This window comes from Halomonas campaniensis (genome assembly GCF_014193375.1).
GTDB lineage: Bacteria > Pseudomonadota > Gammaproteobacteria > Pseudomonadales > Halomonadaceae > Halomonas > Halomonas campaniensis.
Window position 1 is genome coordinate 26,250 of sequence record NZ_JACHZF010000016.1, and the last position, 26,308, is coordinate 52,557.

The following is a 26,308-nucleotide window of genomic DNA, read 5'->3' on the forward strand; positions in this document are numbered from 1 at the left end:
CAGTCTAGCCTGCCGGCACGCCCTCCCCCATCCTGCAAAAGGTCGCAGTTACCCCGCGGCGCCGGCTATCCCCAGCACCCCACGGAAAGGAGCTCCCCATGCCTCGCCTTCCCCTGCTCGCCTCCCTCGCCGCCGGCACCCTGCTGCTGGCCGGCTGCACCGGCATCCCCAAGGGCACCGAGCCGGTCACCGGCTTCGAGCTCGAGCGCTACCTTGGCGAGTGGTACGAGATCGCCCGGCTCGACCACTCCTTCGAGCGCGGCCTGGACTGCGTCACCGCCGACTACTCCCGGCGCGACGACGGCGGGGTGCGGGTGATCAACCGCGGCGTTAACCTCGCCGACGGCGAGGCCGACGAGGCCGAGGGGCGTGCCTACTTCATCGGCGACGAGGCGGTGGGCCGGCTAAAGGTGAGCTTCTTCGGCCCCTTCTATGGCGGCTACAACGTGCTCGCCCTGGACGACGATTACCGGTGGTCCCTGGTGGCCGGGCCGGATCGCCGCTACCTCTGGATCCTGGCCCGCACGCCGACCCTGGACGAGGCGACCTGGCGCGACCTGGTCGAGCGCGCCCGTCGCATGGCCTTCCCGGTGGAGGAGCTGATCGAGGTGGAGCAGGGCGAGGCCTGCGCCCCCTGGCGGCGCTGAGGTCGCGACGCCCCTCCCCGCGTGGAGTTTCACGATGGCACCGGCTCTTTCACCAGGCCGACGCCCCCTCTTGCCGCCCGGCGGCAGGCTGGGGAATGGTGGGCGAACCACGGGGCGCGCCATGCGCCCTCTCTCCCCACCGACACCGGGCACCACAACAACATGACCATGGACATCACCCGATTCTTCTCCCGCCTCTGGGACGACTACATCGCCATGACGCCCCAGGCCAGCCGCATCCATGACGCCTTCGTGGCCGAGGGCGAGCACATCGTCAACGACCATGTCGCCTTCCGCACCTTCGACCGCGGCCCCCTCTCGCTGGCCCGGCTGGAGCCGCACCTGCTGGCGCTGGGCTACACCCCCCTGGAACCCTACGAGTTCCGCGAGAAGAAGCTGCGCGCCTGGGGCTACCTGCCGCCTGCCAGCGACCAGCCGCGGGTCTTCCTCTCCGAGCTGAAGTGCGACGAACTCTCCGACGAGGCCCAGGCCATCATCGACGGCCTGGTGGCCCAGGTCGACCCGGCCCGGGTGGCCCACCCGGAGGTGATGTGGGCCGGCCGGCTCTGGGAGGCGCCCAGCTTCGAGGCCTACCGCACCCTGATGGCGGAGAGCGAATACGCCGCCTGGCTCTCGATCATCGGCCTGCGGGCCAACCACTTCACCATCAGCGTCAACGGTCTGACGCGCTACCCCGGCGTCGAGCAGGTCCTGGCCCGGGTGGAGGCCCTGGGGCTCGGCATCAACGCCGCCGGCGGCCGGGTCAAGGGCTCCCCCGAGGTGCTGCTGGAGCAGGGCTCCACCCTGGCCGATCGCATGCCCTTCACCTTCGCCGGCGGACGCGTGGAGGAGATCCCCACCTGCTACTACGAGTTCGCCAGGCGCTACCCCGACGCCGAGGGCCGCCTCTACCAGGGCTTCGTGGCGACCAGCGCCGACCGGATCTTCGAGTCTACCGACATCCGGCGGCACGGGTGAGGTCCGCCATGCTGGGCGACTGGATCGACCGCAGCCTGGCGGACCAGGCCCTCCCCGCCGAGGGCCGCCTGCCCTTCGGCCGCTGGCGCCTGCACGGGCCGGGCATCCTCGAGCTGGCGCCCGAGGCACCCCGGGCCCAGGCCCGGGCCTGCGTGCTCTCGGTGGGCGTGCACGGCAACGAGACCGCGCCGATCGAGCTGCTCGGCGAGGTGCTGGCCGGCCTCGACGGCGGCCGGGTCCGGCTCGGCGCCCCGCTGCTGCTGATCCTCGGCAACCTGCCGGCGATCCGCCGCGCCGAGCGCTTCGTCGAGACCAACCTCAACCGCCTGTTCCAGCGCGGCCAGGAGCTGGCCGGCGACGAGCCGGACCGGGCCCGCGAGCTGATGGCCGCGGTGGACGCCTTCTTCGTCCGCCACGCCGGCCTCGCGCCCCTGCACTACGACCTGCACACGGCGATCCGCGAGAGCCGCTACCCGCGCTTCGCGGTGAGCCCCTTCGCGGACACCCCGGTCGCCCCCGAGCAGTGGCGCTGGCTGGCGGCCGCGGGGATCCAGGCGGTGCTCCACCAGCACCGCCACAGCTGGACCTTTTCCCACTACTCGCGGCACTACCACGGCGCCCAGGGCTTCACCCTGGAGCTTGGCCGGGTGGCCCCCTTCGGCGGCAATGACCTGGCCCCGCTGCGCCCCATGCGCGCCCTGCTGGAGGCCCTGGCGGAGGGCCGCGAGCCCCCCGGGAAGGCCCCCGAGGCCATGGCCTTCTTCCGGGTCGAGCACGAGCTGATGCGCCAGGCCGAGGCGTTCCGGCTGACCTTCCCCGACGACACCCCCAATTTCACCGAGTTTGCCCCGGGAACCCACCTGGCGCGGGATGCCGAGGCCGGGGACTTCCACGTCGGCGAGGCGCCCCTGGCGGTGGTCTTCCCCAATGCGGGGGTGGAGATCGGCGCCCGCGCCGCCCTGCTGGCGCGCCCCTGCCCGCCGCCGAAAAATGGCAATCCACGCTAGGCAAACGCCCCCAGGCAGACGATCAACCTGACCAATAACAACAAGTTGGAGGATGACACCCGATGACCCCCGAGACTGAATCAGACAAAAGTCGTACATTTGCGACCCTGCCCCGCTCTGCCAGCGGGTGCTCGTGCTGGTAGAATCGCCAGCCTTTCGCATCCGCCATGCCGATTTCGCCATCCCCGGATGGCCGTCCCGATCTGGAGCCGAGTTATGGCCGCAACGCCGCTACCGCTGGAAGTGCGCAACATCAAGAAGCGCTTCGGCGACACCGAAGTCCTCAAGGGCCTCTCCCTGAAGGCCCACAAGGGTGACGTCATCACCCTGATCGGAGCCTCCGGCTCCGGCAAGAGCACCTTCCTGCGCTGCATGAACCTGCTCGAGCAGCCCGACGAGGGCGACCTGATCGTCCACGGCGAGGAGATCCGCTTCAAGCAGACCCGCCACGGCCGGGAGCCCGCCGACTGGAAGCAGGTGGTCCGCATGCGGGCGCGCCTCTCCATGGTCTTCCAGGGCTTCAACCTGTGGTCGCACATGACCCTGCTGGAGAACATCATCGAGGCCCCGGTGCATGTACTCGGCAAGCCGAAGAAGGAAGCCATCGAGCAGGCCCGCGCCCTGCTGGAGCGCGTCGGCCTCTCCGAGCGCGCCGATGCCTATCCCGCCCAGATGTCCGGCGGACAGCAGCAGCGCGGCGCCATCGCCCGGGCGCTGGCCATGGACCCGGAGGTGATGCTGTTCGACGAGCCCACCTCGGCGCTGGACCCGGAACTGGTCGGCGACGTGCTCAAGGTGATGCGCGACCTGGCCGCCGAGGGTCGCACCATGGTGGTGGTGACCCACGAGATGGGCTTCGCCCGGGATGTCTCCAGCCAGGTGATCTACCTCCACCAGGGGCTGGTGGAGGAAGCCGGGCCGCCCGACCAGGTGCTGGGCAACCCGCAGTCGCCGCGCCTCAAGCAGTTCCTGGCGCCCAAATACTGAGGCGTCGGCACGCCACCCGCGTACCGACGTCCACGCACGGAAGGGAACGGAGATGCTCGATCTTCACGGCTACGGCCCGCGGCTGCTCGAGGGCGCCGGGGTCACCATCCAGCTGGCGGTGCTCTCGCTGGCCCTGGCCATCGTGCTGGGGCTGCTCACCGCCAGCGCCAAGATGTCCCGCAGCTGGCTGCTGCACCGGGTCGCCACCCTCTACACCACGCTGATCCGCGGGGTGCCGGACCTGGTGCTGATGATGCTGCTGTTCTTCGGCGGCCAGATGGCGCTCAATCTGGTCACCGACGCCCTCTACGACCGCTTCGGCGTCGACTGGTACGTCAACCTCAACGCCTTCGCCGCCGGGGTACTGACCATCGGCTTCATCTTCGGCGCCTACATGGGCGAGACCTTCCGCGGCGCCTTCATGGCCGTGGACCACGGCCAGATCGAGGCCGGCAAGGCCTACGGCATGAGCCCCTGGCTGGTGTTCCGGCGCATCCGCTTCCCGCTGATGATGCGCCACGCCCTGCCCGGGCTCTCCAACAACTGGATGGTGCTGCTCAAGACCACCGCCCTGGTCTCGGTGATCGGCCTGTCGGACATGGTGCGCATCGCCGCCGAGGCCTCCCGCGCCACCCACGAGCCCTTCACCTTCCTGATCCCGGTGGCGCTGATCTACCTGCTGATCGCCTCGGTGTCGGAGTGGGTCTTCCTGCGGCTCCAGAAACGTTACAGCGTCGGCTTCGGAGGGCACTGACATGCAGGACATCACCCTCTGGTTTCAGGACCTGCTGGCCGGCAACCTGATCTTCACCCCCCAGACCCTGGGCTACTACTGGGAAGGCCTGGTGACCACCACCCAGCTGGTCTTCCTGTCGCTGGTGATCGGCCTGGTGATGGCCGTGCCGCTGGCCATCGGGCGCAGCTCGGGCCGCCGCTGGATCAGCCTGCCGATCTACGCCTACACCTACGTGTTCCGCGGCACGCCGCTGCTGATCCAGCTCTACATCATCTACTACGGCGTGGTGTTCTTCGACGGCATCCAGGAGACCTTCCTCTGGCCGATGCTGCGCGAGGCCTTCTACCCGGCGCTGATCGCCTTCACCCTCAACACCGCCGCCTACACCACCGAGATCTTCCGCGGCGCCATCAAGGCGACCGCGAAGGGCGAGATCGAGGCGGCACGGGCCTACGGCATGTCCCAGGGGCTCATGATGCGTCGCATCATCCTGCCCAGCGCCTTCCGCCGGGCGCTGCCGGCCTACGGCAACGAGGTGATCTTCATGCTGCATGCCAGCGCCATCGCCAGCGTGGTCACGCTGATGGACCTCACCGGGGCGGCGCGCTTCGTCTACGCGCGCTTCTACGCCCCCTTCGAGGCCTTCCTCTTCGTGGCGGCGATCTACCTCTGCCTGACCTTCGCGATCCTCTACCTGTTCCGCTGGCTGGAGAAGCGTCTGCTGGCCCACCTGAAACCGGCCTGAGGGCGAGGCGTCAAACGAGCGTTGGCCAGCGCATCGCCGCCCCCGTTCACCACCGGCGGCGACTGCGCTAGCATCGACGATGATGTCCACAAGACACCCTGAACAGTGACCTGGAAACAACAAGGAAACGACCCATGAAGAAACTGCTGACCGTCTCGCTCCTGGGCCTGGCCATGGCCGCCGGCACCGCCCAGGCGCGCGACTACGACCATGTGCGCATCGGCGTCGACGTGCCCTACGAGCCCATGGAGTACCGCACCCCCGAGGGCGAGCTCACCGGCTTCGACATCGACCTGGGCAACGCCCTGTGTGCCGAGATCGGCGTCACCTGCGAATGGATCGAGCAGGAGTGGGACGGCATCATTCCCGGCCTGATGTCCCGCAACTACGACGCCATCATGTCGTCGATGACCATCAACGACGAGCGTCGCCAGACCGTGCTCTTCTCCGACCCCTACTTCACCCCGCCCTCCGCCTGGTTCGCCCCGACCGAGAGCGAGCTGTCGGAGGCCACCCGGGAGACCCTCGAGGGGCTGACCATCGGCGTACAGCGCGGCACCCTGCAGGACAACTACGTCACCGACATGTTCGGCGACGTGGCCAGCGTCAGCCGCTACTCCACCGCCGACGACATGGTCCTCGACATGCAGGCCGAGCGCCTGGACATCGTCTTCCTGGACTACCCGGTGGGCAAGGCGACCCTGCTTGACAGCGAGCGCCGCGACTACCAGGTGGTCGGCGAGATGATCACCGAGCCCAAGGAGTACTTCGGTGACGGCTTCGGTATCGCCTTCCGCCAGCGCGACGAGGCCCTGGCCGAGCGCTTCAACGAGGCCCTCGCCACGCTGAAGGCAGACGGCACCTACGACGAGATCCACGAGCGGTATTTCGGCGAGGAGTGAGTGACCGCGCCTCTCCCGGCCACCCGGGAGAGGCGTTGACACCCCGCCGTCGATGACGGAACGTAACGGCTCACCATCGCATCGGGACAGCGTCCATGATCGATAGCACCCTCACCCATCGCCAGTCGCTCGAGGCCTACGGCTGTTACTTCGACAGCTTCACCCTCAGCGAATGGTTCGACGAATAGCCTTCCCCGGCAGCCGCGCCGGCCGCCACGGCACGCCTGTGCCCCGTCTCCATGACGCCGCCTGACCGGCGGTGATCCTGCGCGACTCCGGTCGCACCCTCGCCACCATGGCAAGCCCGTTCCCGCGCCACCCCCGGCCGGAACACCCGCGTCACGACACCACCTTCCCGGGAGGAAGACACATGCGTCACGTCAATCTGCTGCTGGCCGCCACCCTCGCGGCCGGCCTCTCCGCCGGCACCGCCCAGGCCCGCGACGATGCCGAGATTCGGCTGGGCATCGACCTGCCCTACGAGCCCTTCATGTACCGCCAGGCCGACGGCGAGCTCACCGGCTTCGAGATCGAGCTCGGCGAGGCCGTCTGCGACTACCTCGACGCGACCTGCGTCTGGGTGGAGCAGGACTGGGACGGCATCATCCCCGGCCTGCTGGCCCGCAACTACGACGGCATCATGTCCTCCATGGCGATCACCGAGGAGCGCGCCCGCCAGGTGCTGTTCTCCGACCCCTACTACACCACCCCCAGCGCCTGGTTCAGCCTGCGCGACCGCGAGATCGACATCGAGGACCGCGACAGCCTCGAGGGGCTGGTGGTGGGCGTGCAGCGCGCCACCCTGCAGGACAACTACGTCTCCGAGCTCTACGGCGACCTGGTGGAGATCCGCCGCTACACCAGCGGCGACGACGTGCTCGCCGACCTGCGCGCCGAGCGCCTGGACCTGACCTTCCTGGACGCCCCGGTGGCCGAGTCGAGCATGGAGCTGGACGCCGAGGACACCCGTTTCCAGCGCGTCAGCGACTTCATCAAGGAGCCCGAGCACATCTTCGGCCAGGGCGTGGGCGTGGCCTTCCGCCAGCGCGACCGGGAGCTCGCCGAGCGCTTCAACGAGGCACTGGCCGCCCTCAAGGAGGACGGCACCTACGACGCGATCATGGCGCGCTACTTCAACTACGACATCAAACTCTGAGCGGACATCAAGCTCTGAGCGGCGCCCACCGCTCTCCCGGCACGCCGGCCCGGCGCCGGCGTGCCTCAGCCCCTTCGCCATCAGGAGCCGCCATGCTCACCCTGCTGAAGAATGCCCGCCTCTTCGCCCCCGAGCCGCAGGGCCTCTGCCACCTGCTGATCGCCGATCGGCGCATCGCCGCCGTGGTGCCGGCCGACGAGCCGCTGCCCGTCACCGGTCCCGCCGTCGAGGTGATCGACCTGGCCGGCCGCCGGGTGATCCCCGGCCTGGTCGACCCGCTGGTGCACTTCACCGGCGGCGGCGGCGAGGGCGGCTTCGGCACCCGCACCCCGGAGCTGGCCCTGGAAGAGGCCGTCGCCTCCGGCGTCACCACCCTGGTCGGGGCCCTGGGCACCGATGCCCTGACCCGCACCCCGGCCGGCCTGCTGGGCAAGGCGCGGGAACTGGCCGCCGGCGGCCTGACCACCCTCGCCTACACCGGCTCCTACCAGCTGCCCCCGGTGACCCTCACCGGCTCGGTGGGCAACGACATCCTCTTCATCCCCGAATTCATCGGCGTGGGCGAGGTGGCGATCAGCGACCACCGCGGCTCGCAGCCCTCGACCCACGAGCTCGCCCGGCTGGCCGCCGAGGCACGCACCGCCGGCATGCTGGCCGGCAAGGCGGGCATCGTCTTCGTGCATACCGGTGATGCGCCCTCGCACCTGGAGCCGCTGCGCGAGGTGGCCCGCACCACGGCCATCCCGCTGAGCCAGTTCCTGCCGACCCACGTGAACCGCACCCAGGCGCTGTTCGAGGACGGCGTGCGCTTCGCCCGCGAGGGCGGGCGCATCGACCTGACCACCAGCACTACCGCGGCGCTGCTGGCCGACGGCGAGATCGCCGCCGCCGAGGCGGTGGCCCGTGCCCTGCATGCCCGGGTCGACCCCTGGCGCGTCACGCTCTCCTCGGACGCCAACGCCTCGCTGCCCCGCTTCGATGCCGGGGGGCGCTTCGTCGGCCTCGAGCCCGGGCGGCTGTCGAGCCTGTTCGCGGTGCTCGGCCAGTGCGTCAACGATCACGGCATCCCCCTGGAGCGCGCCATCGGCATGGCCAGCACCCATGCCGCCGATGCCCTGGGGCTGCCGCACAAGGGCCGCCTCGCCACCGGCCACGACGCCGACCTGCTGGTGCTGGCCGACGAGGGCTGGGCCATCGATGAGGTCTGGGCGCTGGGCCGCCGCCTCCACCGGCGCGGCTGAGCCTCGTCGCCCGCGGCGCCGCTTCATCCCGCCCGGCCGGGCGGCGTAAGATGGGGCATCCCCCGCCGCCGAGGCCAGACATGAGCGAACCGACGCCCTGCACCCGCTGCTGCGGCAGCGCCAGCGAGCCCTCCGCCACCGGCCCCCGGGTGCCACCGCCGGGCACCCGCGCCCTGCGCCTGCGCATCGCGGCCATGGACTGCCCCACCGAGGAGGCCCTGCTGCGCCGCGCCCTGGCGGGCACCCCCGGGGTCGAGGCGCTGGAGTTCGACCTCATGGGACGCGTGCTGACGGTGCACCACCGCGATGCCGACGAGGAGCAGGTGCGCCGGCGCATCGCCGCCACCGGCATGACCCCGGAGCCGTTGGACACGGCCCGGCACCGTGAGGCACCCAGCAGCGGCGAGAACTGGTGGAAGCTTGGCGGCGCCGCGGCGATCGCCCTGGTCGCGGAGGGCAGCGACTGGTTCGGCCTGGGTACCCCCTGGCTGCCCGCCCTGCTGGCCCTGGCGGCCATCGCCATGGTCGGCCTGCCCACCTGGCGCAAGGGCTTCATCGCGCTGCGCCACCGCACCCTCAACATCAACGCCCTGATGAGCGTGGCGGTGACCGGGGCCCTGCTGATCGGCCAGTGGGCCGAGGCTGCCATGGTGATCGTGCTGTTCACCCTGGCCGAGCGCATCGAGGCGCGCTCCCTGGGCCGGGCACGGAACGCCATCCGCGAACTGCTCGCCCTGGCCCCGGAGACCGCCGGCGTGCTCCAGGCGGATGGCCGCGTCGTGGTGCAGGCGGCCGGCGAGGTCGCCCCGGGCACCCTGCTGCGGGTGCGTCCCGGCGAGCGGCTGGCGCTGGACGCCGAGGTGGTCGACGGCCACCCGACCCTCGACGAGTCGCCGATCACCGGCGAGAGCCTGCCGGTGGACAAGGCGCCCGGCGACAGCGTGTTCGCCGGCAGCGTCAACCAGGGCCGCGAGTTCACCTGCCGCACCACCCGCCCGGCCTCCGACACCACCCTGGCGCGCATCATCCACGCCGTGGAGGCGGCACAGGGGCAGCGTGCCCCTACCCAGCGCTTCATCGACCGCTTCGCGGCCATCTACACCCCGGTGGTGTTCGCCATCGCCCTGCTGGTGGGCCTCGCCTGGCCCTGGTGGTTCGGGGTCGGCTGGCTCGAGGGCATCTACCGCGCCCTGGTGCTGCTGGTGATCGCCTGCCCCTGCGCGCTGGTGATCTCCACCCCGGTGACCATCGTCAGCGGGCTCTCCGCCGCGGCCCGCGCCGGCATCCTGGTCAAGGGCGGCACCTTCCTCGAGCAGGGCCACCGCCTGCGCACCCTGGCCTTCGACAAGACCGGCACCCTGACCCGGGGCGAGCCGGCCCAGCGCCACTGGCAACCCCTCGACGAGGCGCTGGACGCTGCCGGACGCCACGCGCTGCGCGCCCTGGCCGCCGGGCTGGCAACACGCTCCGGCCACCCGGTCTCCGCGGCGCTGGCTCGCGCGGCCGAGGCCGAGGGCATCGCCCCGCTGGCGGTCACCGAGGTGGACGAGCGTCCCGGCCGCGGGGTCATCGCCACCCGGGAGAGTCGCCGGGCCTGGCTGGGCAACCTGCGCCTGGCCGAGGAATTCGGCGCCGCCGGCCCGGCCCTGCGGGACCGGCTGGAGGTCGCCCGGGAACAGGGAGAGACCCTGGTGATCCTCGGCGAGGAGGCGCGCGCCCTGGCGCTGTTCGCCGTGGCCGATCCGCTCCGGGAGGAGAGCCGCGAGGCCATCGAGGCGCTGCACCGGCGCGGCATCCGCACCCTGGTGCTGAGCGGCGATCACCCCCGAAGCGTCGCCGCCGTGGCCCGCCAGGCCGGCATCGACGAGGCCCACGGCGCCCTGCTGCCGGAGGAGAAGCTGGCGATCATCGAGGCCCGCGTCGCCGAGGGCCCCACCGGCATGGTCGGCGACGGCATCAACGACGCCCCGGCCCTGGCCCGCGCCGACATCGGCTTCGCCATGGGCGCCCTGGGCAGCGACGCCGCCATCGAGACCGCCGACGTGGCGCTGATGGACGACGACCCGCGACGCCTGGTGACCTTCCTGGATCTCTCCCGCGCCACGCGCTCGGTGCTGGTGCAGAACATCGTGCTGGCCCTGGGCATCAAGGCGGTGTTCATGGTCCTGGCCTTCACCGGCCATGCCACCCTGTGGATGGCGGTCTTCGCCGATATGGGCGCCAGCCTGATGGTGGTCGCCAACGGCCTGCGGCTGCTGCGCGCGGCGCCAGCAGCGACGCCTCGTCCGACGGTGTGATGATTCCCGGCCGCTCCCTGGGCCTCGGGACTGCCTGCTGGCAGGGAACCCGAGGACCAGGGGCGGGTCCATGGCTACTGTCATCACCACAGGGAGTCCACGATGACCCTTCAGGCCGCCATGCCGGCTGCCCGCCACCCCTCCTCCGCCTGGACCGGCTGGGGACAGTGGCTGGCGCTGGCTACCATGACCCTCGACCACCTCACCCGCTACATACTGCCCAACGCCTGGGACCTCGGCTGGGCCGGCTCATCGCTGGGGCGAATCGCCTTCCCGCTGTTCGCCGCCATGGTCGCCTGGCACGGGCTGTTCAATACCCGCAACCCACTGCGCTATGCCCGGCGCATCCTGGTGATCGGCCTGGTCGCCCAGCTGCCCTACATGCTGATGCCCCGCGCCTCGGATGCCTTCATCCTCAACGTCTGCTTCACCCTCGCGGCGGGGCTCGCCTGGGGGGCCTGGCTCCGTGCCCAGGCCGACCGCTATCGCCGGGGGGAACGGAAGGGCCACTGGCTGGCCCTGGGGGCCGCGGCGTCCCTGGCGATCTGGGCCCTGCTTGGTGAGTGGGTCGAGTATGGCCATGAGGGCCTGCTGCTGATCCCGCTGTTCATGGTCGCCATGCACCACCTGAACCGGGCCGGCGACACGCTCGGCGAACGGCTGCTGGCGACGGCCGCCGCCGTGCCGCTGCTGCTGGTGGCCGGCCAGATGAACGCCTCGGACATGGCCAAGTCATTCACCGTGGCCACCTGCCTCGCCGTGCTGCTGCTGGCCGCCGGGGCCGATCGCCTTACCCCGCGGGTGCCGACCGCCATGCCGCGCCGGCTGTGGCTGACCTGGTACCCCGGCCACTTCGCGCTGATGGCCCTCTGGCTGTGGTGGGCCGGGGGGCTCGGCGGGATTGGCTAAATCGGCTTCAGGGCCAGCTGTAGACCCCGCGGTTGAGGGCGTCGCGGAAGGCCGAATGGACCTTGTTGCCGCGCAGGGTGGCGCCGCTGTAGCCGTCGATGTCTTCCGCCAGCCGCTCGGGCTCGTGGAGGGCGAAGATGGCGGTCAGCGGCTGGCCCTCGAGGCCCTCGGCGAGCCGCTGGTGCTGAACCCACACCGGGTACAGGTCGTCCTCCTCGTCCAGCGCGCGGTAGTCGACGCCGCGATAGGCCAGGTGGCGGTAGCTGACGTTGGAGAGGACGCCATCGCGCAGGTCGAACTGCACGTTGACCTGCATCTCGCCGCCGTCGCCGAACACGCCGCGGTAGCGCCCGTCCAGCGGCAGCCCCAGCAGCGCCCGATGCAGGCGCTCGTCCTCGGCGGGCGACAGCCGCGCCGTCGCGTCGGCGGCCTCTCCGTTGCCCGCCTCGTCGGTTGATTCGTCGATCCGGGCGGCGGCCTCGGGCTCGACCGGCTCGCCCGCCTCGTCCACCAGGCGTCCGATCAGGTAGCTCTCGAGCATTCCCTCGGCCCGCGGGCTGTGGGGCACCCCGGGACGCTTGTTGTGCCAGGCCTCGCTGGCCTCCTTGCCGCACCACTCCAGGATCACCGCCTCGGGTGTCGGGTGATGGGGCAGGTAGTCGGTGATGTCGTAGACCCGGCCATCGATGGCCTTCCAGCAGCTCTCGGCGCCGTCGTGCTCGGCAAGCGCCTCAGGGGTGATGGGGTCCAGGGCATCGTCATCGGCCGCGTCGCGCTCGCTGCTCGAGAGCGCCTGGATCGAGACCAGGGTGCCCAGGCTCGCCACGAAGGCGATGAACATGGAGTAGGCGATCTTGTTCATGCTCATAGGAAGTCGAAGACCTCGCTGTGGATACGTGAGGCGGGCACCCCCTGCCCGGCCAGCAGCCGCTGCAGGTGGGCGTTCATGGCCGGCGGGCCGCATAGGTAGATCTCCCGCTCGGTGAAGTCCGGGCAGTGCTCGCGCAGGAAGGTCTCGGTCAGCGGCCCAAGATCCCGGTAGAAGTGGGTGGTGAAGGTGAAGCCGGCATGCCGCTCGGCGATCGCCTCGAGGTCCTGACCGTAGTAGGCCCGACTCTCGTCGTGGGCGAGATAGAACAGGTGCACGTGCCCCCCGGGCCCCGCCCCCGTCGCCAGGTCACGGGCGCCGCCGACGAAGGGGGTGATGCCGATGCCGCCGCCCAGCCAGAGCATGTCACGCTCGGGGAAGCGGCGCCCGAAGAACTCCCCGTGGGGTCCCTCGATCAGCACCCGGGACTCGGGTGCCACCGTCTGCAGGGCATGGCTGGCGTCGCCCAGGTCCTTGATGCCGATGCGCAGGCGCCCATCCGAGGGCGCCGAGGCGATGGTGTAGGGGTGCTCCTCGCCGCGCCCGTTGGCAAGCGACTCGTCCAGCGGCGAGAGGTAGACGAACTGCCCCGCCTCATGGCGGATGCCGCTGCCCTCGGGGCGAAGCACCAGTTCCACCACGCCCCGGGCCAGGGGTTCCACCGCCTCGATGCGATAGGCGTGCCGCCGCCGCGGCGCCACCCCCTTGCGCCAGGCGATGGCGCCGAGCCCGGCGAGGCCGAGCAGCCACCAGGGCCAGGCCTCGCCGGCCAGCAGCAGGGCGTGCCACAGGCCCAGCAGCAGCGCCGCCGCCGAGACCAGGTGCAGGCGCTTCCAGCGCTGGTAGTGGGGCTGGCCGAAGAAGTCGAAGGTGGGCGCCAGGAACACCACCAGCGCCGCCCAGGCCAGCCAGCCGAGCCACACGGCTCCATGGGAGAGTGGCGGGAAGAGGGTCGCCACCGCGGCATCCAGGGAGGCCGGCACCGCGGCGAGCCCCAGCGCCAGGGCGTGGAGCATCACCAGGATGAAGGCGGCAAAGCCCAGCCCGTGGTGGAGCCGCCAGAGCCGCGCCAGGCCGCCGAAGGGACGATCGAGGCCCGGCACCCGGCAGCTCACCGCCCCGGCCAGCAGCATCAGGGCAAGCCCCAGGATGCCGGTCACCCGACCCACCCAGGTCAGCCACAGCTCCGGCGGCCCGGCGAGCCCGCCCAGCCTCGGCAGCGCCACCGCGAGCGGCAGCAGCAGCAGAACGACCAGGGCGGTATCGCCCGGCCTCGGCCATCGTCGCATCGCCCCTCCCCCTGTCGAAAACTGCCACTACAGTGTTGTCGATCGGCGTCAGCCTTCAAGATCTGCGGCGCCTTGTCACACTACTGTTGACCTGTATCAGGGAATATCGAAGGAACGGGTCCATACTGAACCTGACAACAACCTTAATTTCCCTGAAGCAGGAGTTCGCACATGGCGAGTCACGACAAGGGCGCGGGGCCCTGGCTGGTCCTCGGGCTGCCGATTGCCCTCGGGCTGGCCTGGGTCACCCAGGGCACCGGGGTGGTCGAGAACGATCCCGAACGCAACATCTCGATTCCCGAGGAGCTGACCATGCCGCTGCAGGTGCAGGCCGCCTACAGCGATAACGAGGTCTTCTTCCGCTACCGCTGGCCGGCAGAACGCCCCGGCATCCACCACGACGTGCTGGTCCACGAGGGGGGCTCGTGGGTCCGCAAGGGTCGCGCCGTGCCGGGCTCGGAGCCCGACGGCCTCCACGAGGACCGGGTCACGATGCTGATGGATGACGGCAGCGTGCCCCAGTTCGGCCGCTACGGCGGCTACCTCACCGTGGGTGCCGGCGCCGCCGGCTTCACCGACGAGGCCCCCGAGGAGGTGACCAAGTCGCTGCCGGCGACCCGCATGGACCTGGGCGACTGGGCCAGCCGCCAGGATCCGGCAGTCATCGACGCCCAGCGCGAGGCGGGCTACTTCCTCGACCTCTGGCACTGGCGCGCCCACCGCTCCAACCCGCTGGAGGTCTCCGACGACCAGTGGGTCGGCCAGGAACGCAGCAGCGACGAGGGCCGAGGCCCCTACGCCACCAACTGGGACGGCGATGCCGGCGAGCCGCTGTGGATGTTCTCGCCGGAGCTCACCGACCGGGTTGCCATGCGCTGGGACGACGTCGCGTCCGGCGCCCTGGACTTCGACAGCGACTACTACCTGGCCGAGGCCTTCGCGGTGCCCTTCGACCCGGACCATGACTGGCAGGAGGGTGACGCCATCCCCTACCGCCTGCTGCGCGAGCCGGCCGGCTCCCGGGGGGACATCCGGGTGCAGGGCGCGGGACGCTGGGTCGACGGCTACTGGGACGTGACCCTGGCCCGGGCGCTGGACACCGGCAGCCCGCTCGACGACAAGATCCTGCGCGACCAGGGGCTCTACTCGGTGGCCTTCGCGGTACACCGCGACGCCACCGGTGGCCGCTGGCACAAGGTCTCCCACCCCTACTCCCTGGGCCTGGGGCGCGACGACGCCGACCTCACCGCCACCCGGGTCCAGGGCGGCTCACCGGCCTGGTCCGACGACTGGATGGAGGTGACGCTCTTCTATCCCGGACAGGTCAACTGGCCGCTGCTGATCAGCCGCGCCCATGCCGGCGCCGAGGATATCGCCGAGGGCACCCCGGTGCGGGCCCGCCACAGCGAGCGCCAGCTCGCCCTCTACGGGGTGGAGATGGAGTTCAAGGACGCCATCACCCTCCAGTGGGGCCTGACCCTCTTCGCCGGGCTGCTGGCCATGCTCGGCGTCACCCTCGCCCTGCTGCCCGCCTTCCGCCCGACTCGCCAAGGAGACCGCTCATGACCGGCCTTCACCATATGCTCGTCCACTTCCCCCTGGGGTTCTGGGCACTCGCCACCCTGATGACCCTGGTCGGCGCCCTGCTGCCCGGCCGGCTGGCCGAGCTCAGCCGCGCCGCCCTGCTGCCGGTGCTGGTGCTCGGCCTGCTGGGGGCCCTGGCGGCCATCATCGCCGGCTTCCTGGTCTGGCCGCTGGAGGCCAACCTGGCAAGTCCCCTGGCCCGCAACCACATCCTGATGGCGTTCTGGTCACTGGGCATCTTCACCATGCTCACCGTGCTGGTGTGGAAGGCCGGGGAGGCGGCCTTCGACGGCGCCCGCCGCTGGGCGCTGGTGATCCTCGCCCTGCTCGGCGGGCTGTTCTTCGCCACCACCGGCACCCTGGGCGGCCACCTGGTGGGGGCGCCCACCCACTTCTCGGCGCTGCTGGGCCTGACCGGCTGGGAGGTCTACACCACCTTCTACAGCCCGCTGTGGGTCGCTGCCGTGATGGTGATCATCGGCCTCGCGGCGGGGGTGCTCGGCCTCATGAGCAAGCGCAGCGGCTGACGTCCCTGCCACTCCACGACCCGCAACGCAAGCGGCCCCGCCAGATTGGCGGGGCCGCTTGCGTTGCGGGAAGGCGCGTCGGTCAGGCGGGCGGCTCGAAGCTGAAGCGGGGCTCGGGGGCCTCGGGCAGCAGCGCGGCGCAGGCGCGTACCCGCTCCATCAGCGCCTCGTGGGTCGGCGCCACCAGGTTGATGTGGGCCAGCTTGCGCCCGGGACGCTCGCTCTTGTCGTAGCGGTGCAGGTGGGCATCCGGCAGGGCGAGGATCGCCGCCGGGTCGCCCTCGCGGCCGATCACGTTGACCATGCAGGTGGGCATCCGCGCCGCGGTGTCGCCCAGGGGCAGGCCCTGGATGGCGCGCAGGTGGTTCTCGAACTGGCTGGTCACCGCCCCGTCCAGGGTCCAGTGGCCGGAGTTGTGCACCCGGGGCGCCATCTCGTTGGCCAGCAGGCTGCCGTCGGCGCACTGGAAGAGCTCCAGGGTCAGCACCCCCACGTAGTCGAGCTCGTCGAGCAGCGCGCGGATATAACCGTCGGCGATCTGCTGCACGCTATCGTCCAGGTCCGGCATGGGAGCGACGGAGTAGCGCAGGATGCCGTCCACGTGCTGGTTCTCGGCCATCGGGTAGAAAACCACCTCGCCGTCGCGGCCGCGCACGGCGATGATCGACACCTCGCGCACGAACTCCACGAAGGACTCCACGATCAGCCGCGGATGGCCGATGGCGCGCCAGGCTTCCGCCGCCTCGGCAGGGTCGCGGATCACCGCCTGGCCCTTGCCGTCGTAGCCCTCGGTGACCGACTTGGCCACCACCGGGCAGCCGAGCTCCCGGGCCGCGGCCTCGAGCTCGTCGGCGTGCTCCACCAGGCGATAGGCCGGGGTGGGAATGCCCAGGCGGTCGAACAGCGCCTTCTCCTCGGCGCGATTCTGGCAGACGCGGATCGCTTCGCTTCCGGGGTAGACCGGCTTCACTTCCTCGATGGCCTGGACCAGCGACACCGGCAGGTGCTCGAACTCATAGGTGACGAGGTCGACCCTGGAGAGGAAGTCGTCGAGCAGGTGGTGCTGGTCCGTGTACACCATGACATCGCCGATGCCGGCGCTGGGGTGCCCGGTGGTATCCAGGAAGGTGAAGCGGTTGGCCAGCGGGTAACCGGCCAGGGCCAGCATGCGGCCGAGCTGGCCGGCACCCAGGACGCCGATGTTCATGGCTTTTTCCATAACCTTCTCCTCACTCACTGTCGGGGCGCGGGTCGGGCCGGGGATCAGGATGGTCGAGCACCGTCTGCGTCTGCTCGGCGCGGAACGCCTCCACCGCGGCGCGCACCTCCTCGTCCTGCAGGCCGACGATCTGGGCGGCCAGCAGGCCCGCGTTGGTGGCGCCGGCCTTGCCGATGGCCAGGGTGCCCACGGCGATGCCGCCGGGCATCTGCACGATGGAGAGCAGCGAATCCAGGCCCTTGAGCGCCTTGGACTCCACCGGCACGCCGAGCACCGGCAGCGCGGTCTGGGAGGCCACCATGCCCGGCAGGTGGGCCGCCCCGCCGGCGCCGGCGACGATCACCTGAAGCCCCCGCTCGGCGGCGGACCTGGCGTAGTCGAACAGCAGGTCCGGGGTGCGGTGGGCGGAAACGACGCGGGTCTCGCAGGGCACGCCCAGGCGCTCGAGCATCGCCACGGCGTGTTCCATCACCGGCCAGTCGGACTTCGACCCCATGATCACGCCGACCTTCGGCGACTGTTCGGACTGCATGGACTGCTCCTCGGCAACTGCCTGTGTGCGGAATGGGTGCGGAAAGGAAAGCCGCACATTCTAGCCGTGCGGCCCTCCCCCGTCATCTTGACCATCCGGGCAGGCCGGAGAGCCTGCCGCCGTCACCGCCTCGCGCACTACCGCACGGCTGCCGCCTCGCGCCGGCTGGCCAGCCAGTTGCCGCCGATGGCCACCGCCATCACCGCCGCGCCGATGATCTCGATCCGCAGGTCGGGCCAGAACACCGCCACGATGGCGCCGGCGATGGCGATGCGCGGCAGCCACGACATCCGCGTGAACAGGTAGCCCTCCAGCGCCGCGGCGAAGGCCCCCAGCGCCAGGATGGCGATCAGCCCGTTCCAGATCAGCACCGGCCAGGGCCCGCCCATGATGATCTCCGGGTTGAAGACCATGAACATCGGGATCAGGTAGAGCCCCTTGGCGAACTTCCAGGCCTGAAAGCCGGTCTCCATGGGCTTGCTGCCGGCGATGGCCGCCCCGGCGAAGCCGGCCAGGGCGATCGGCGGCGTGACGTTGGAGTCCTGGGAGTACCAGAACACCACCAGGTGGGCGATCAGCAGCGGGATGCCGAACTCGGCGGTCAGCGCCGGCCCCACCAGCACGATCAGCACGATGTAGCTCGCGGTGACCGGCAGGCCCATGCCCAGCACCAGGCTGGCCAGCAGCACCATCACCAGCGCCAGCACGATGTTGCCGCCGGAGAAGGCCATCATCATGGCCGAGAACTTCAGCCCCAGGCCGGTCAGGCCCACCACCCCGACGATGATGCCGGCCACGGCACAGGCCATGGAGACCGCCACGGCATTGCGGGCGCCGAGCTCCAGGCCCTGCACCAGCTTCGTCCAGCCGGCCCACAGCGCCGTGCCGATGCCGGCCAGGGTCACCGTCTGGCCCTGCCGCGGGGCGATGAACAGGAACCACACCGCGTAGCGCAGCACCGCCACGGCGATCATGGTGACGATGGCGTAGTAGCCCACCCGCATCGGCGACATGTTCATCACCAGCAGCCACACCAGCACCGCCAGGGGCAGCAGGAAGTGCCAGCCGGCCGCCATCACGTCGCGCACCTGGGGCAGCTCGCTGCGGGCCATGCCCTGCATGCCCTGCTTGAGGGCGATGATGTGCACGAAGAGGTAGACGGTGGAGAAGTACATGATCGCCGGCAGGATGCTCACCTTGACCACCTCGAGGTAGGGCACCCGGGTGTACTCGGCGATCAGGAAGGCCCCGGCGCCCATCAGCGGCGGCATGATCTGCCCGCCGGTGGAGGCCGCCGCCTCGATGCCCCCCGCCTGCTTGGGCTTGTACCCCAGCCGCTTCATCAGCGGGATGGTGAAGGCGCCGGTGGTCACCACGTTGGCGATGGCGCTGCCCGAGATCGAGCCCATGCCCGCCGAGGCGATGACCGCCGCCTTGGCCGGGCCGCCCCGCTGGCGCCCGGTGGCCGCATAGGCCAGGTCGATGAAGAACTTGCCGGCGCCGGTGATCTCCAGAAAGGCGCCGAACAGCACGAAGACGAAGATATAGGTGGCCGCCACCCCCAGCGGCAGGCCGAAGATGCCCTCCTGCCCCAGGTAGAGCTGGCCCACCACGCGGTCGATGTTGTAGCCGCGATGCTCGAGGATGCCGGGCAGGAACTGCCCCAGCCAGGGCAGCTCGCCGCGGGGGCCGGCGAAGGCGTAGGCGATGGCGATGGCCCCGATGATGGTCATGCCGAGGCCCACCGCGCGGCGGCTCGCCTCCAGCACGGTCAGCGTGGCGATGCAGCCGACCACGATGTCGGTCTGGCTCCAGAAGCCGGCCCGGCCGATGATCTCGTCGAGGTAGAGCACCAGGTAGCCCCCGGTGAGCAGGGCCCCGGCGAAGAACACCAGGTCGATGGCCCAGCCCAGCAGGCCGCGCTTCCGGTGGGGGCCGAAGACCGGGAACATCAGGAAGGCCAGCAGCATGATCAGCATCAGGTGGATGCTGCGCTGGTAGAAGAGCCCCAGCGGCTGGATGCCGGCGGAGTAGAGCTGGAACAGGGAGAGCCCCACCGCCACCAGGGTGATCAGCCAGAGGACGGGCCGTGGCTGGATGGCATTGCCACCGGGCACGGTGACCTCGGGCGTGGTGACGGTGGACTTGGCAGAATCGCTCATGGGCGTCTCGTCAGGGTGTGGTCGCCGAGGTCTGCAGGTGGATCGTCACCCGCTCGCCGGCGGCCTGGTCGCTCAGGCTCAGCCGACGCCCCTCGTGCAGCAGTCGATGGTTGACCTCCGGGGATCCGACCCGGAGGCGATAGCGGTTGCCGGGCACCGGCTCGTCGATGGCCTCGATCCAGTAGCCGCCCTCGCCGTCGGAGACCTGGCGGCCGCGGCCGGGGATATGGTCGAGGCCGGCGGCGAAGTCGGGCAGGTGGCTGCGCTCCAGCACCATGCGCCCCTCCCGGTGGCGATAGCAGTCGAGCACCGGGAAGCCGGCCACGGAGTGGTTCCACTCCAGGCACCAGGCCTCCCCCTCGGGCACCGGCAGCGCGGCGATCAGGCGGCCATCGTCGGCATGCACCTCCAGCCAGCCCTCGGCCGCGGCCAGCCCCGGCAGGGGCAGCAGGCACAGCAGCAAAGCCGCCGGCCCGAGGGCACGGCGGCTTGCGGTCAGGATCGCGGTACGCATCGCGGCGCCCGGTTCGGTCCCGTTACTGGCGCTGGTGGTCCTGGACCTCGGCACCGATCTCCTCGTAGTAGCGCAGCGCGCCATCATGGAAGGGGATCGGGGTGGAGTCGATGCTGAACTCCACGGTGGTGTCGTTGGCCGCCGGGTGCACCGCGATCAGCTCATCGGTGTACTCGAAGAGGATGCGGGTGATCTCGTAGGCCAGGTCGTCATCCATCTCGCTGCTCACCGCCAGCACGTTGGGGATGCCGATGGTCTGGACCGCCTCGTCCATGCCCTCGTAGAGGTCGGCACGCAGGCGGTACGGCGCGAATACCGGCTCCGCCTCGCGGGCGTTGGCGACCTCCTCGTCGGAGAGGCCGATCAGGCGGATGTCGCGGGTGGTGGCCAGGTTGAGGATCGAGCTGGTGGGCGGCCCCACGCTCCAGAAGCCGGCGTCGATATCGCCGTCGCGGATGGCATCGGCGGTCTCGTTGAAGTTCAGGCGCTGGGGGGTGAAGTCGTCGTAGCTGATGCCGTTGGCCTCCAGCAGGGCCCGGGCGTTGAGCTCGGTGCCGCTGCCCGGCGCCCCCACGGAGACGCGCTTGCCGCGCAGGTCCTCGAGGGACTCCACGCCGGAATCGGCCAGGGTGACCAGCTGCACGGCGTTGGGATAGACGGAGGCCAGGGCACGGATGTTGTCGAGCTGGCGGCCCTCGAAGTCACCGGTGCCGTTGTGCGCCTGGTAGACGGTGTCGGCCAGCGCCAGCGCCAGGTCGGAATCGCCGCGCCACACCAGGCCCATGTTCTCCACCGAGGCGCCGGTGACCTCGGCCACCGCGCTGGCCCCCTCGATATGGTTGTTGATCAGCTCGGCGAGGCCGCCGCCGAGGGGATAGTAGGTGCCGCCGGTACCGCCGGTGGCAATGGAGAGCTGCTGAGCGGCAGCCAACGGGGCCGTCGCGATCAGCGAGGCGGCGACGGCGTACTTCATGGCGTTCATGGCAATCCTCCGGGCTGGAACCCGATTGTTGTCTGCTTGTGAGCGGCGCGTGCGGGTCAACGCCTGCAAGGAAACCTAGCATGGCCCCAGCGTGAGAGGCCAACGCTTATATTTCTACGTTCCTGGTTTCTTTCGGCAATTCCACCAGGGTCGCCCCGTCCGCTCAGCCCTCCACCAGCGCTTTCACCTGTTCGACGATATGGGCACCGATGGGCAGGGCCGAGGTGGCGGCCGGCGACGGCGCATTGCCCACGTTGACGGTGCGGCGCGTGTTGACGAACAGGAAGTCGTCCACCAGCCGGCCGTCCCGGGAGACCGCCTGGGCGCGCACCCCCGCCGGCCAGGGCTCCAGATCCTCGAGGGTCAGGCTCGGGCAGTACTTGCGCACCAGCTCGAGATAGCCGCGCCGGTGCAGCGAGTTCTTCATCTCCACGAGGCCCGGGCGCAGGTTCCTGCCCAGCACCCTGAGGATGCCCGGGTCGGTGACCATCTGGGCCAGGTCGGTGAGCGAGACGTCACGCCGGCGGTAGCCCTCGCGCTTGAAGGCCAGCACCGCGTTGGGGCCCACGGTGACGCTGCCGTCGATCATCCGGGTCAGGTGCACGCCGAGGAACGGCATGGAGGGGTCGGGAATCGGGTAGATCAGGTGGTTGACGATGCGGTTGTGCGTCTCCGGCAGCCGGTAGTACTCGCCGCGGAAGGGGCAGATGGTGAAGCCCGGGTCCCGGCCCAGCAGGCGGATCACCCGGTCGGCCATGAGGCCCGAGCAGGTCACCAGATAGCAGCCGCTGAACTCGCCCTGACGGCCCGTCACCACCACCTCGCGGCGCCGCTCCTCGAGGCCGGTGACCTCGACGCCGTAGCGGATCTCGCCGCCCAGCCGCTCGAACTCGGCGGCCATGGCGCGGGTCACCTCGGCATAGTCGACGATGCCGCTGGAGGGCACGAAGATCCCCCCAACCCCGGTGATGTTGGGCTCGCGCTCGGCCAGCGCCTCGGGTCCCAGCCACTCCCGCTCCAGGCCGTTGGCCTCGGTGCGCTCCCACAGCGCCTTCATGCGCTGCATCTCCAGGTCGTTGGTGGCGACCAGCAGCTTGCCGCAGGTATCGAAGGGGATGCCGTGGGCCTCGCAGAACGCCACGGTCGCCCGGTTGCCCGCCAGGCAGAAGCGCGCCTTGAGGCTGCCCGGGGTGTAGTAGACCCCGGCGTGGATCACGCCGCTGTTGTGGCCGGTCTGGTGCTGCGCCGGCCCCCTCTCCTTCTCCAGCAGCAGCATCCGGCGATCCGGATAGGCCTGCTGGAGCTGCATGGCGGTGGACATCCCCAGGATACCGCCGCCGATGATGATGAAGTCGTGCATGCCGTCCTCGCTCCTTCAGTCAGAGGGCCACGCCGGGCTCACGACGTGGCCTCGTCGGGGTCACTCGCCGCTCGCGGCGACGCCCTCAGGCCTGACGCGGGTCGCGCAGGGTCTTGGCATGGGTGAAGTAGCCCCGCTGGCGCATCAGCTCGCGGCGCAGCTCCGGGTGCGGGGTGAAGCGGTCGCGGCCGTGCAGCCAGAAGTGGTTGTTGATCAGCAGGAAGCTGCCCACCGGATTGGGCAGCGAGACGATGGCCGGGCTGGTCTCCAGCGACTCGGAGAGGTCGGTCAGCCAGTTGCCCTCCTCGAAGTCCCTGGGCTGCACGAACTGGTCGATGTAGGCCATCACCGGCCGCCCCTCGCGATCCACGTCGAACACCGGATGGAAGACGTCACGGGCCACGTTCTTGCTGGGCGGCGCGGTCCAGCGCATGGGGCGATGGGCCAGCGGGTGGGCGAAGAAACGCGCGAGGTCCTCCCAGTCGTCCAGGTGCAGCAGCAGGGAGTTGCCGCCCTCCATGTGCTGCTCGTCGATCTTCATCATCAGCACGTAGTCGGTGTCCTGCTCGACGAAGGTGCCGTCGTTGTGCAGTTCCATGACCCGGTGCGGCTGACGCAGGTAGCTGTCCGAGCTGTCGACGTTCTTCACCACGAAGCGCGCATAGTACTGCCCGCTCATGGCATCGAAGTTGGAGCGCCCCATCAGGTGGGCCACGGCGGTCGCGAACTTGACCATCTCGTCGGCCTGCGCCACGGAGTCGAGCCCCTCGGGGGTCACCTGCAGGCCACCGGTGGCGCGGTCTACCAGGGTGTTCACCAGCACCGGCTGAAGGGTGTTGTCGCACAGGTCATCGAGGATCTTCGCCACGCGGAAGCGCAGCATCGACTTGTACTCCAGCGCCTGCACCGGCCACTCGGCGACGGCCGCCAGGAAGGCCTCGACCACCTCCCGGCCCACGGTCAGCTGCAGCAGCCGCGGCGACTGGGCCGAGGGGGGCAGGGTGAAGCCGCGGATGTCGGCAGGCAGGGGCATGGCAACGGCGGGAAGCTGCGTCAGTGCGGTCATGTCAGGGTCTCCGGCAACGATTGTAGATACAATATAAAAATATCTACATTAATGATCTTTGTCAAAAATGCTGCCCGACTGTCGGGTATCCTTGACGACGCAGCCCCGGCACGGGGCCGGGGCTGCGGTTCGAGGGCTGGAGCTCGAGGGAGGGGCTGGGGTCAGCGTCCCGGGTAGGGATCCGCGCCGGCCAGCTCGCGGTTCATCATGGTGTCGCTGTAGGCGGTGCCGTAACGCGCCCGCGACCAGGCGTAGAGCGCCAGGCCGATCAGCATCCAGCCGGCGAACATGCCCCACTCCACCAAAGAGAGCGCCGCCGGGCTGCCCGGCAGGTACATGCCGATCAGGCAGAGCGAGAGGATCACCGAGAGCGCCCCCACCAGCTTGCCGTGGCGAACCCGGAAGGGTCGCGCCATCTCCGGCTCGCGTCGACGCAGCACCACGAAGGAAATCGCCACGAAGAGGTAGGCGATCACGATGCCGAGCCCGCCGGCCACCACCAGCCAGACCAGGGCCGGGCGACCGAAGAGGGGCGCGATGCAGGAGAGCAGGCCCATCACCAGGATGGCGTTGGTGGGCGTGCGATGCTTCGGGTGCAGCCTGCCCAGCCAGGCCGGCAGCATGCCGGAGTGGGCCAGGGCGTAGATGGCCCGCGAGCCGCCCACGTAGAAGGCATTCCAGCTGGTGACGATGCCGGCGATCCCGGCCAGGATCATCAGGGTGCCCGCCCAGGGGGCCTGGAAGACCGCCTGCATGGCGTCCGGCACGGCCAGCGAGCTGGCGGCCAGGGCCTCCGGGTCCAGCATCAGCGAGGTGCCCAGGATGATGAAGGAGTACCAGAACACCGCCAGGATCACCGAGATCATCAGCACCCGGCCGATCTCGCGGAACGGCAGGTTGATCTCCTCGGCCGCCTGGGGAATCACGTCGAAGCCCACGAACATGAAGGGCACCATGATGATCACCATCATCACCCCGCCGATGACGCCCTCGCGGACGTTGAACAGCGGCTCCATGGTGGCCCGCTCGCCCTCGAACAGCGCCCCGGTGATGAACATGATGCCGACCACCAGGATGAGCAGCGTCACCACCTTCTGCAGCAGCGCCGCGGTGCGGATGCCCACGTAGTTGACCCACATCATGGCCACCGAGCCGGCCACGCCGACCGCCACCCAGGTCGCCTTGACCTCCCAGCCGGCGATGGTCCAGAGGTGGCCCACCGCGTAGTTCGGGAAGAGGTGCTCCACCACGGTGGGCAGCGCCACGGCCTCGAAGGCCACCACGCTCACGTAGCCCAGGGTGATGGCCCAGGTGCAGAGGAAGGAGGCGAAGTGGCCCATGGCCCGGTAGCTGTAGACATGCTCGCCCCCCACCTGCGGCATCGCCGAGGCCAGCTCGGCATAGGTCAGGCCGACCAGCACGATGACCAGGCCGCCCAGCAGGAAGGCCGTGATGGCGCCGAGGCTGCCGGCCGACTGGATCCAGCTGCCGGTCAGCACGATCCAGCCCCAGCCGATCATCGCACCGAAGGCCAGGGCCAGCACATCCTTGCGGGCCAGCACGCGCGTCAGCTGGCCTTGCGTCGAATCGTCGTTGCTCATGTCATCCTCTCGTTGTAGCCGTCTTGTCGGAATGAATATTTTTCGCGGAAACGTCGACAAAAATAGTTAACGCGGTGCTAACGAGCAAGCCGATGTTCAAGATATCCGTACTAGACATTCGTCCGAGGAACGCGATCGAGGCGGATTGCCGCGCCCTGGGGAACAGAGAAAAGACAATATAATCATTGCCATGTCAAGGAAAACGCCAGCGTTGAATCCGCCGCCGGCGACGGGGAAGCGCCGTTGACTGCCGCAGCGCAGCAGTTCGATATTCTGCACATCGGCATGCCGGATGCCCCGGGCCGGAAACGGGGCTCGATGCCACGAAAGGATCATCGAAACGACACTGGCAAAATCGCCGAAGAGCCCCCATAGTGTGCTTGTCGCAATCGCCCACTGGAGCATCATGAGTACTGCACGTCATACCCAAAGCGCGGACCTTCTCGACCCCCCGCGAAGAAGCCCTGACCTCGACGTCAGGGACCTGGAAAAACGTACACGCCTCATGCGCATCGTGACCCGGCTGATCGCCGTGTCGGATCTGGGATGCCGAGAGATCGCCCGCCGCGCCGGCCTGCCGGCACAGAAGGTCAGCGACCTGCTCGCCGGCCGCCTGGAGCACCTCTCGGTCGACGAGCTGCAGATTCTGCATCGCACCATCGATCCGCACCCCACGGCGCACTGACGCCGCGGCAAGCCGCCAAGCGCCTTCCATGCATCACGCCCCGCCGGACCACCGGCGGGGCGTGATGCTTTCCGGGCCATGCTCCTGCCCCCCTCCCTCTTCCCTCTTCTCTTGCCTGGCTCCTGCCTTGCCTGGCCCCTGCTTTTTCTCCCTTCGCCCCGGCTGCCTTTCTTGTTTTATCCCAATGGGTTATCCCAACATTAAGGGAGCATTAAGAGCTTGCTAACATTCCCTTGATGCATATCAAGACCCTCGACCTTGGTCGCAGCTAACCTCTCCGGTGTCACCCCTTCTTCCTGTCGCAGGGCGATCCC

At 69.8% G+C, this 26,308-nt stretch carries 24 protein-coding genes; 14 read left to right on the top strand and 10 right to left on the bottom strand.

The window, feature by feature from the left end; genetic code table 11:
- Window positions 1-98 precede the first annotated feature (98 nt).
- From BDK63_RS11835 to BDK63_RS11885, 11 genes are all read left to right on the top strand, one after another.
- Window positions 99-647: a lipocalin family protein gene (locus BDK63_RS11835; RefSeq protein ID WP_183332195.1), complete on the top strand. Its 549-nt coding sequence runs from the start codon at window positions 99-101 to the stop codon at window positions 645-647.
- A gap of 168 nt (window positions 648-815) precedes the next feature.
- Entirely contained in the window at window positions 816-1,625 is an 810-nt protein-coding gene (locus tag BDK63_RS11840) for a DUF1338 domain-containing protein (protein WP_246386061.1), read from the top strand.
- Window positions 1,626-1,633: 8 nt separating this feature from the next.
- Complete coding sequence (locus tag BDK63_RS11845; RefSeq protein WP_183332199.1) at window positions 1,634-2,632, top strand: succinylglutamate desuccinylase; 999 nt, start codon at window positions 1,634-1,636, stop codon at window positions 2,630-2,632.
- A 216-nt stretch (window positions 2,633-2,848) separates the two neighbouring features.
- Complete coding sequence (locus BDK63_RS11850) at window positions 2,849-3,619, top strand: ABC transporter ATP-binding protein (RefSeq protein WP_183332201.1); 771 nt, start codon at window positions 2,849-2,851, stop codon at window positions 3,617-3,619.
- A gap of 52 nt (window positions 3,620-3,671) precedes the next feature.
- Entirely contained in the window at window positions 3,672-4,373 is a 702-nt protein-coding gene (locus tag BDK63_RS11855) for an ABC transporter permease (protein WP_183332203.1), read from the top strand.
- A 1-nt stretch (window position 4,374) separates the two neighbouring features.
- Window positions 4,375-5,100: an ABC transporter permease gene (locus BDK63_RS11860; protein ID WP_183332205.1), complete on the top strand. Its 726-nt coding sequence runs from the start codon at window positions 4,375-4,377 to the stop codon at window positions 5,098-5,100.
- A gap of 134 nt (window positions 5,101-5,234) precedes the next feature.
- Window positions 5,235-6,002: a transporter substrate-binding domain-containing protein gene (locus tag BDK63_RS11865; RefSeq protein ID WP_183332207.1), complete on the top strand. Its 768-nt coding sequence runs from the start codon at window positions 5,235-5,237 to the stop codon at window positions 6,000-6,002.
- Window positions 6,003-6,372: 370 nt separating this feature from the next.
- Entirely contained in the window at window positions 6,373-7,158 is a 786-nt protein-coding gene (locus BDK63_RS11870) for a transporter substrate-binding domain-containing protein (protein ID WP_183332209.1), read from the top strand.
- 92 nt (window positions 7,159-7,250) lie between these two features.
- Window positions 7,251-8,399 (top strand): beta-aspartyl-peptidase, encoded by a 1,149-nt coding sequence (gene iadA, locus BDK63_RS11875; protein ID WP_183332211.1) that lies wholly within the window; start codon window positions 7,251-7,253, stop codon window positions 8,397-8,399.
- An 80-nt stretch (window positions 8,400-8,479) separates the two neighbouring features.
- The gene (locus tag BDK63_RS11880) at window positions 8,480-10,696 is read left to right on the top strand and encodes a heavy metal translocating P-type ATPase (protein ID WP_183332213.1); all 2,217 of its coding nucleotides are present in this window, start codon (window positions 8,480-8,482) and stop codon (window positions 10,694-10,696) included.
- A gap of 102 nt (window positions 10,697-10,798) precedes the next feature.
- Entirely contained in the window at window positions 10,799-11,605 is an 807-nt protein-coding gene (locus tag BDK63_RS11885; RefSeq protein ID WP_183332215.1) for a TraX family protein, read from the top strand.
- A gap of 7 nt (window positions 11,606-11,612) precedes the next feature.
- On the opposite strand, the gene BDK63_RS11890 is transcribed toward BDK63_RS11885, so the two are convergent.
- The gene (locus BDK63_RS11890) at window positions 11,613-12,473 is read right to left on the bottom strand and encodes a cytochrome b5 domain-containing protein (protein ID WP_183332217.1); all 861 of its coding nucleotides are present in this window, start codon (window positions 12,471-12,473) and stop codon (window positions 11,613-11,615) included.
- Complete coding sequence (locus tag BDK63_RS11895) at window positions 12,470-13,762, bottom strand: ferredoxin reductase family protein (protein ID WP_183332219.1); 1,293 nt, start codon at window positions 13,760-13,762, stop codon at window positions 12,470-12,472. Before BDK63_RS11895 ends, BDK63_RS11890 begins: the two co-directional genes overlap by 4 nt.
- Before the next feature lie 171 nt (window positions 13,763-13,933).
- Between BDK63_RS11895 and BDK63_RS11900 the strand changes: the two genes are divergently transcribed.
- Window positions 13,934-15,328, top strand: a complete 1,395-nt coding sequence (locus tag BDK63_RS11900; RefSeq protein ID WP_183332221.1) for an ethylbenzene dehydrogenase-related protein — start codon at window positions 13,934-13,936, stop codon at window positions 15,326-15,328.
- Window positions 15,325-15,873: a DUF2231 domain-containing protein gene (locus tag BDK63_RS11905; protein WP_183332223.1), complete on the top strand. Its 549-nt coding sequence runs from the start codon at window positions 15,325-15,327 to the stop codon at window positions 15,871-15,873. Before BDK63_RS11900 ends, BDK63_RS11905 begins: the two co-directional genes overlap by 4 nt.
- Before the next feature lie 82 nt (window positions 15,874-15,955).
- Here BDK63_RS11905 and BDK63_RS11910 read toward each other — a convergent pair whose 3' ends face one another.
- From BDK63_RS11910 to BDK63_RS11945, 8 genes are all read right to left on the bottom strand, one after another.
- On the bottom strand, window positions 15,956-17,080 hold the full coding sequence (locus BDK63_RS11910) for a 5-(carboxyamino)imidazole ribonucleotide synthase (RefSeq protein WP_183332225.1): 1,125 nt from the start codon (window positions 17,078-17,080) through the stop codon (window positions 15,956-15,958).
- A gap of 22 nt (window positions 17,081-17,102) precedes the next feature.
- Complete coding sequence (purE, locus tag BDK63_RS11915; RefSeq protein WP_183332227.1) at window positions 17,103-17,624, bottom strand: 5-(carboxyamino)imidazole ribonucleotide mutase; 522 nt, start codon at window positions 17,622-17,624, stop codon at window positions 17,103-17,105.
- Between the two features lie 137 nt (window positions 17,625-17,761).
- Window positions 17,762-19,786 carry a TRAP transporter permease gene (locus BDK63_RS11920; RefSeq protein ID WP_183332229.1) on the bottom strand — a complete coding sequence of 675 codons (2,025 nt, stop codon included), beginning with the start codon at window positions 19,784-19,786 and terminating at the stop codon, window positions 17,762-17,764.
- 10 nt (window positions 19,787-19,796) lie between these two features.
- Window positions 19,797-20,300 carry a DUF1850 domain-containing protein gene (locus BDK63_RS11925; protein WP_183332231.1) on the bottom strand — a complete coding sequence of 168 codons (504 nt, stop codon included), beginning with the start codon at window positions 20,298-20,300 and terminating at the stop codon, window positions 19,797-19,799.
- A 22-nt stretch (window positions 20,301-20,322) separates the two neighbouring features.
- On the bottom strand, window positions 20,323-21,282 hold the full coding sequence (locus tag BDK63_RS11930; RefSeq protein WP_183332233.1) for a TAXI family TRAP transporter solute-binding subunit: 960 nt from the start codon (window positions 21,280-21,282) through the stop codon (window positions 20,323-20,325).
- A gap of 163 nt (window positions 21,283-21,445) precedes the next feature.
- Window positions 21,446-22,642, bottom strand: a complete 1,197-nt coding sequence (gene lhgO, locus BDK63_RS11935; RefSeq protein ID WP_183332235.1) for an L-2-hydroxyglutarate oxidase — start codon at window positions 22,640-22,642, stop codon at window positions 21,446-21,448.
- An 85-nt stretch (window positions 22,643-22,727) separates the two neighbouring features.
- The gene (gene glaH, locus BDK63_RS11940; protein ID WP_183332237.1) at window positions 22,728-23,708 is read right to left on the bottom strand and encodes a glutarate dioxygenase GlaH; all 981 of its coding nucleotides are present in this window, start codon (window positions 23,706-23,708) and stop codon (window positions 22,728-22,730) included.
- A 161-nt stretch (window positions 23,709-23,869) separates the two neighbouring features.
- Entirely contained in the window at window positions 23,870-25,309 is a 1,440-nt protein-coding gene (locus tag BDK63_RS11945; protein ID WP_183332238.1) for an APC family permease, read from the bottom strand.
- Window positions 25,310-25,715: 406 nt separating this feature from the next.
- On the opposite strand from BDK63_RS11945, the gene BDK63_RS18680 reads away from it, so the two are divergent.
- Complete coding sequence (locus BDK63_RS18680) at window positions 25,716-25,994, top strand: XRE family transcriptional regulator (protein ID WP_086508322.1); 279 nt, start codon at window positions 25,716-25,718, stop codon at window positions 25,992-25,994.
- Window positions 25,995-26,308 lie beyond the last annotated feature (314 nt).

What these genes read in the sequence shown, in the direction of transcription:
- BDK63_RS11835 (WP_183332195.1), top strand. Translation starts at nt 99, where the DNA reads ATGCCTCGCCTTCCCCTGCTCGCCTCCCTCGCCGCCGGCACCCTGCTG.
- BDK63_RS11840 (WP_246386061.1), top strand. Translation starts at nt 816, where the DNA reads ATGGACATCACCCGATTCTTCTCCCGCCTCTGGGACGACTACATCGCC.
- BDK63_RS11845 (WP_183332199.1), top strand. Translation starts at nt 1,634, where the DNA reads ATGCTGGGCGACTGGATCGACCGCAGCCTGGCGGACCAGGCCCTCCCC.
- BDK63_RS11850 (WP_183332201.1), top strand. Translation starts at nt 2,849, where the DNA reads ATGGCCGCAACGCCGCTACCGCTGGAAGTGCGCAACATCAAGAAGCGC.
- BDK63_RS11855 (WP_183332203.1), top strand. Translation starts at nt 3,672, where the DNA reads ATGCTCGATCTTCACGGCTACGGCCCGCGGCTGCTCGAGGGCGCCGGG.
- BDK63_RS11860 (WP_183332205.1), top strand. Translation starts at nt 4,375, where the DNA reads ATGCAGGACATCACCCTCTGGTTTCAGGACCTGCTGGCCGGCAACCTG.
- BDK63_RS11865 (WP_183332207.1), top strand. Translation starts at nt 5,235, where the DNA reads ATGAAGAAACTGCTGACCGTCTCGCTCCTGGGCCTGGCCATGGCCGCC.
- BDK63_RS11870 (WP_183332209.1), top strand. Translation starts at nt 6,373, where the DNA reads ATGCGTCACGTCAATCTGCTGCTGGCCGCCACCCTCGCGGCCGGCCTC.
- iadA (WP_183332211.1), top strand. Translation starts at nt 7,251, where the DNA reads ATGCTCACCCTGCTGAAGAATGCCCGCCTCTTCGCCCCCGAGCCGCAG.
- BDK63_RS11880 (WP_183332213.1), top strand. Translation starts at nt 8,480, where the DNA reads ATGAGCGAACCGACGCCCTGCACCCGCTGCTGCGGCAGCGCCAGCGAG.
- BDK63_RS11885 (WP_183332215.1), top strand. Translation starts at nt 10,799, where the DNA reads ATGACCCTTCAGGCCGCCATGCCGGCTGCCCGCCACCCCTCCTCCGCC.
- BDK63_RS11890 (WP_183332217.1), bottom strand. Translation starts at nt 12,473, where the DNA reads ATGAGCATGAACAAGATCGCCTACTCCATGTTCATCGCCTTCGTGGCG.
- BDK63_RS11895 (WP_183332219.1), bottom strand. Translation starts at nt 13,762, where the DNA reads ATGCGACGATGGCCGAGGCCGGGCGATACCGCCCTGGTCGTTCTGCTG.
- BDK63_RS11900 (WP_183332221.1), top strand. Translation starts at nt 13,934, where the DNA reads ATGGCGAGTCACGACAAGGGCGCGGGGCCCTGGCTGGTCCTCGGGCTG.
- BDK63_RS11905 (WP_183332223.1), top strand. Translation starts at nt 15,325, where the DNA reads ATGACCGGCCTTCACCATATGCTCGTCCACTTCCCCCTGGGGTTCTGG.
- BDK63_RS11910 (WP_183332225.1), bottom strand. Translation starts at nt 17,080, where the DNA reads ATGAACATCGGCGTCCTGGGTGCCGGCCAGCTCGGCCGCATGCTGGCC.
- purE (WP_183332227.1), bottom strand. Translation starts at nt 17,624, where the DNA reads ATGCAGTCCGAACAGTCGCCGAAGGTCGGCGTGATCATGGGGTCGAAG.
- BDK63_RS11920 (WP_183332229.1), bottom strand. Translation starts at nt 19,786, where the DNA reads ATGAGCGATTCTGCCAAGTCCACCGTCACCACGCCCGAGGTCACCGTG.
- BDK63_RS11925 (WP_183332231.1), bottom strand. Translation starts at nt 20,300, where the DNA reads ATGCGTACCGCGATCCTGACCGCAAGCCGCCGTGCCCTCGGGCCGGCG.
- BDK63_RS11930 (WP_183332233.1), bottom strand. Translation starts at nt 21,282, where the DNA reads ATGAACGCCATGAAGTACGCCGTCGCCGCCTCGCTGATCGCGACGGCC.
- lhgO (WP_183332235.1), bottom strand. Translation starts at nt 22,642, where the DNA reads ATGCACGACTTCATCATCATCGGCGGCGGTATCCTGGGGATGTCCACC.
- glaH (WP_183332237.1), bottom strand. Translation starts at nt 23,708, where the DNA reads ATGACCGCACTGACGCAGCTTCCCGCCGTTGCCATGCCCCTGCCTGCC.
- BDK63_RS11945 (WP_183332238.1), bottom strand. Translation starts at nt 25,309, where the DNA reads ATGAGCAACGACGATTCGACGCAAGGCCAGCTGACGCGCGTGCTGGCC.
- BDK63_RS18680 (WP_086508322.1), top strand. Translation starts at nt 25,716, where the DNA reads ATGAGTACTGCACGTCATACCCAAAGCGCGGACCTTCTCGACCCCCCG.